The organism is Acidisphaera sp. L21, assembly GCF_009765685.1.
Taxonomy (GTDB): domain Bacteria; phylum Pseudomonadota; class Alphaproteobacteria; order Acetobacterales; family Acetobacteraceae; genus LMUY01.
Genome location: NZ_LMUY01000155.1, coordinates 100,131 through 103,729, shown reverse-complemented (window position 1 = coordinate 103,729; position 3,599 = coordinate 100,131). Strand labels below are relative to the sequence as shown.

General features: G+C 68.5%; 6 protein-coding genes. 5 read left to right on the top strand and 1 reads right to left on the bottom strand.

All coding sequences use genetic code 11. From position 1 onward, the window contains the following. Nucleotides 1-10: 10 nt before the first annotated feature. The 5 genes from GSQ76_RS33005 to GSQ76_RS32275 are packed head-to-tail and all read left to right on the top strand — an operon-like array spanning nucleotide 11 to nucleotide 3,002. Nucleotides 11-106: a hypothetical protein gene (locus tag GSQ76_RS33005; protein ID WP_408837536.1), complete on the top strand. Its 96-nt coding sequence runs from the start codon at nucleotides 11-13 to the stop codon at nucleotides 104-106. Beyond that, complete coding sequence (locus GSQ76_RS30320) at nucleotides 103-831, top strand: ABC transporter ATP-binding protein (protein WP_158747801.1); 729 nt, start codon at nucleotides 103-105, stop codon at nucleotides 829-831. Before GSQ76_RS33005 ends, GSQ76_RS30320 begins: the two co-directional genes overlap by 4 nt. A gap of 31 nt (nucleotides 832-862) precedes the next feature. After that, nucleotides 863-1,864, top strand: a complete 1,002-nt coding sequence (locus GSQ76_RS30315) for a putative FMN-dependent luciferase-like monooxygenase (protein ID WP_158747800.1) — start codon at nucleotides 863-865, stop codon at nucleotides 1,862-1,864. A gap of 2 nt (nucleotides 1,865-1,866) precedes the next feature. After that, nucleotides 1,867-2,439: a CMD domain protein gene (locus tag GSQ76_RS32280; RefSeq protein WP_254070722.1), complete on the top strand. Its 573-nt coding sequence runs from the start codon at nucleotides 1,867-1,869 to the stop codon at nucleotides 2,437-2,439. Then, the gene (locus GSQ76_RS32275; RefSeq protein WP_158747799.1) at nucleotides 2,436-3,002 is read left to right on the top strand and encodes an alkylhydroperoxidase domain protein; all 567 of its coding nucleotides are present in this window, start codon (nucleotides 2,436-2,438) and stop codon (nucleotides 3,000-3,002) included. The genes GSQ76_RS32280 and GSQ76_RS32275 overlap by 4 nt, the downstream gene beginning before the upstream one ends. Nucleotides 3,003-3,010: 8 nt before the next feature. On the opposite strand, the gene GSQ76_RS30300 is transcribed toward GSQ76_RS32275, so the two are convergent. After that, the coding region (locus GSQ76_RS30300) for an alpha/beta fold hydrolase (protein WP_216851367.1) at nucleotides 3,011-3,599 on the bottom strand (589 nt) is incomplete at its 5' end.

The following is a 3,599-nucleotide window of genomic DNA, read 5'->3' as shown; positions in this document are numbered from 1 at the left end:
CGACGGCAAGATCATCGCCCAAGGCACCCCCGCCGCCGTCCGCACCGAGCCGGGGGTGATCGGGGCCTATCTGGGCCATCGCGCATTGGGGGCCCCGGCGATATGACCGCCCCGCTGCTGTCGCTGGATGGCATCGACACCTATTACGGCCCGGTGCAGGTCCATTTCGGGCTGACGCTGGAGGTGCGCCCCGGCCAGATCGTCTGCCTGCTGGGCGGCAATGCCAGCGGCAAATCGACCACCATGAAGATTATCCTGGGACTGCTGCGCCCCCGCGCCGGCCTCGTGCGGTTCGACGGGCAGGACATCACCGGGCTGCCCACCCCCCAGGTGATCCGCCGCGGCATCGGCAGCGTGCCGGAGGCGCGGCGGCTGTTCGGCGCCATGACCGTGCGGGAAAACTTACTGATGGGCGCCTACGCCCGCAGCGACCGCGCGGAGGTGCTGCGAGACCTGGACAAGATGCTCGAGCTGTTCCCACGCGTGCGCCAGCGCCTCACCAACCGCGCTGGCACATTATCCGGCGGCGAACAGCAGATGGTCGCCATGGCGCGCGCCCTCATGGGCCGCCCCCGGCTGATCTGCATGGACGAGCCGACGATGGGGCTGTCCCCCCTCTACGTCGACCGCGTGCTGGATCTCATCGCCACCGTGAACAACGAGGGCGTGACCGTGTTCATGGTGGAGCAGAATGCCAGCCTGGCTTTGCAGATCGCCCATTATGCCTATGTCTTGCAAACCGGGCGCATCGCGCTGGCCGGCCCGGCGAGCCAACTCGCACGTGACCCCCGCATCCAGGATGCCTATCTTGGCGGGGAGAAGGCGATATGATCCGGCTACTCGACAGGGAGGGTTCCTGCCCATGCTAAAGCTCGGCTTCTTCACCCGCCTGCTGGACGAGGCGCCGGCATCCGAACGCTACAAGCTGGGCCTGGAGCAGATCGTCCATGCCGAGCGGCTGGGCTACGACACCGCCTGGGTGGCGCAGCACCATTTCCACGAGGCGGAAGGCGGCCTTCCAGCCCCAACTGCGTTCCTGGCCTACGCCGCCGCCCGCACCTCCCGGATCCGCCTCGCCACCGGCATCATCACCCTGCCGCTGGAACTGCCGCTGCGGGTCGCGGAGGATACCGCCGTGCTCGACATGCTGGCGGACGGGCGGCTGGAGGTCGGCGTCGGACCCGGCGGCAACCACTCCGCCTTCACCGCCTTTGGACGGGACCCTGCCGACCGCGCCACGCTGATGACCGACCACCTGGCACTGATTAAGCGCGCCTGGACCGGTGGCGAGCTGCAAGGCGGTGACCGCCTCTACCCAACCAACCCCAGCCTGGTCGACCGGGTCTGGCAGGCGACCTTCACCGTGGAGGGCGGCCGCCGCGCCGGTGCCGATGGCGACGGGCTGTTGCTGTCCCGCACGCAGCCGCGGCCGAAGGACAATCCCGCCGCTACCATCACGGAAATTCAGGCGCCGATCCTGGATGCCTATTACGCCGCATTGCCGCCGGGTCGCGCACCACGGGTCTTGGCGTCCCGATCGGTGTTCGTGGCCGATGACCGGGCGAGCGCATTGCGCCTGGCGGAGATTGGGTTGCGCCGTAACCGCGCACGCCTCGGCCTGCCGCCGGGCGGCACCCTGGCCGAGTGGCTCACCGCCGCGAACAGCCATGTCGGCACGCCCAACGACGTGATCGACAGCCTGGCCGCCGACACCACCCTGCAACGCGCGACCGAACTTGCCGTGCAGGTGCATTCGATCGACCCGCCGCATGCGCTCACCCTCCGCTCGTTGGAGTTGGTGGCCGAGCAGGTTGCCCCGGCACTCGGCTGGGCTGGCCCGCGCGCCGTCGCGAAGGCGGCCTGAGCGTGGACGCCATCGACACCCTTGCCAGGATCGAACCGGGCTCCACCCTGGATGCCTTGCGCCGCCGCAAGCCGGTTACCCGCAACAACGCCCAGGCCAGCTTCGACGCCCTGTTCGGCGCCGAGGCACGGCTGCCCCTACGGGAGCGGGCTGCGGTGGCCCTTTTCGTGGCCGGTCTGCAAACGGACGAGCCAGGCCAAACCTTGTACGGCGCTATGCTTGCCGACGAGCCGCTACACGCCGCCATCGCCGCAGAATTCAAACACGCCGCCACGACCGGTCCCTACGGCGCCTTCCCCGCGGGACCGCTGACCCGAGAGGATCTCGCCGGTCCGTCCTACACCATCTCCGCCGCGGGCCGCGCCGCGTTGGGCGCACGCCTGGCCGCCGCGTTCGAGCAGGCGCACATGCTGGTCTTCCACCCGCGGGACGCCACGCCCGGCGCCATCCGGACGCTCGAGGCGGTGGGATGGAGCACACCGGATATTGTCACCCTCTCCCAACTGGTCGCCTTCCTGTCCTTCCAACTCCGCGCCGCCCATGGATTGCGCGCCCTGGCCGGGAGCCTCGCATGACCGAGCCCGTCACCTTCACCCGTGCGCTGCTGGATTGGCTACCCTGGCTGGAGCCGGTGGCGGAGACCGATCTCACCGATCGCCAGCGCGCCGGCCTCGTCGACCCGGCGCGCGTGAAATCCGCCTATTTCCGCCTGCTCGCCCACGATCCCGACATTCTCGGCGCCCGCACCCGCACCGATAAGGACATCTTCTTCAACGTCGCCGAAGGCCTGCCCCGTGCCGAGCGCGAATTGGCCGCGGCCGCCACGTCTCGTCTGAATGGCTGCATCTACTGCGCCTCCGTCCATGCCCGGCACGCCGTCACCTACTCCAAACGCGACGCCGACGTGGACCGGCTACTGGCGGAGGGCATTGGCGCCGACCTGGGCGAACGCTGGAACGCGATCACCGAAGCCGCCGCGGCCCTGACTGCGACCCCGCCTCAATTCGGCGCCCCGCATATCGAGCGCCTGCGCCGCGCCGGCCTCGGCGATCTAGAAATCGCCGACCTCATCCACGGCTCGGCTTTCTTCAACTGGGCCAATCGGTTGATGCTGTCGCTCGGCGAGCCAGCGGTTTAGCCCGGCGCCTACCGGTGCGGCCAGGTTTGGCGTTCGACAGCGCTGAAGAAGGCCTGCACCTGGTCATTGAAGGCCGCGGGCTCCTCCAGATTGATTGCGTGGCCGGTATTCGGACACATCCAGAGCCCCGCCCCAGGAATGCACCTCTTCAGCATGAGATTGGTTTCCAGGCACGGCGTGTCCTCGTCGCCAACCGCAAGCAAGACCGGCGTCTTGAGCCCCGCGAACGCGTCCTGGAAATCGTGCAACGAGGGACGACGCGTCTGGTACTGCGCCATAGTGTTCGACATCCCCAGCGCCGAATGCCCGCTGAGGTGATCCACGAAATCGGCCCAGCCACGGGGATCCTTGCGCCGCAACTGAATCCGGGTCGGCCGCGTGCCCATATCCAGCGCAGATTCGTCCATGCCACGATCGAGGAACTGGAGCGCGGCGACGGGTGAGTTACGCAGCCACGCCTCCCGATCCGCAGGCGCCGAGCCCGAACCTGCACCCGCTGCAACCAATGCACTCGCCATCTGCGGATAGCGCAACCCGAATTGCAGCGTCGCGTAGCCGCCCATGCTGAGCCCGACCACATGCGCACGCTGGATCTTG

Excerpts from the sequence above, each read along its gene's own strand:
- GSQ76_RS30320 (WP_158747801.1), top strand. The coding sequence starts at position 103 with ATGACCGCCCCGCTGCTGTCGCTGGATGGCATCGACACCTATTACGGC.
- GSQ76_RS30315 (WP_158747800.1), top strand. The coding sequence starts at position 863 with ATGCTAAAGCTCGGCTTCTTCACCCGCCTGCTGGACGAGGCGCCGGCA.
- GSQ76_RS32275 (WP_158747799.1), top strand. The coding sequence starts at position 2,436 with ATGACCGAGCCCGTCACCTTCACCCGTGCGCTGCTGGATTGGCTACCC.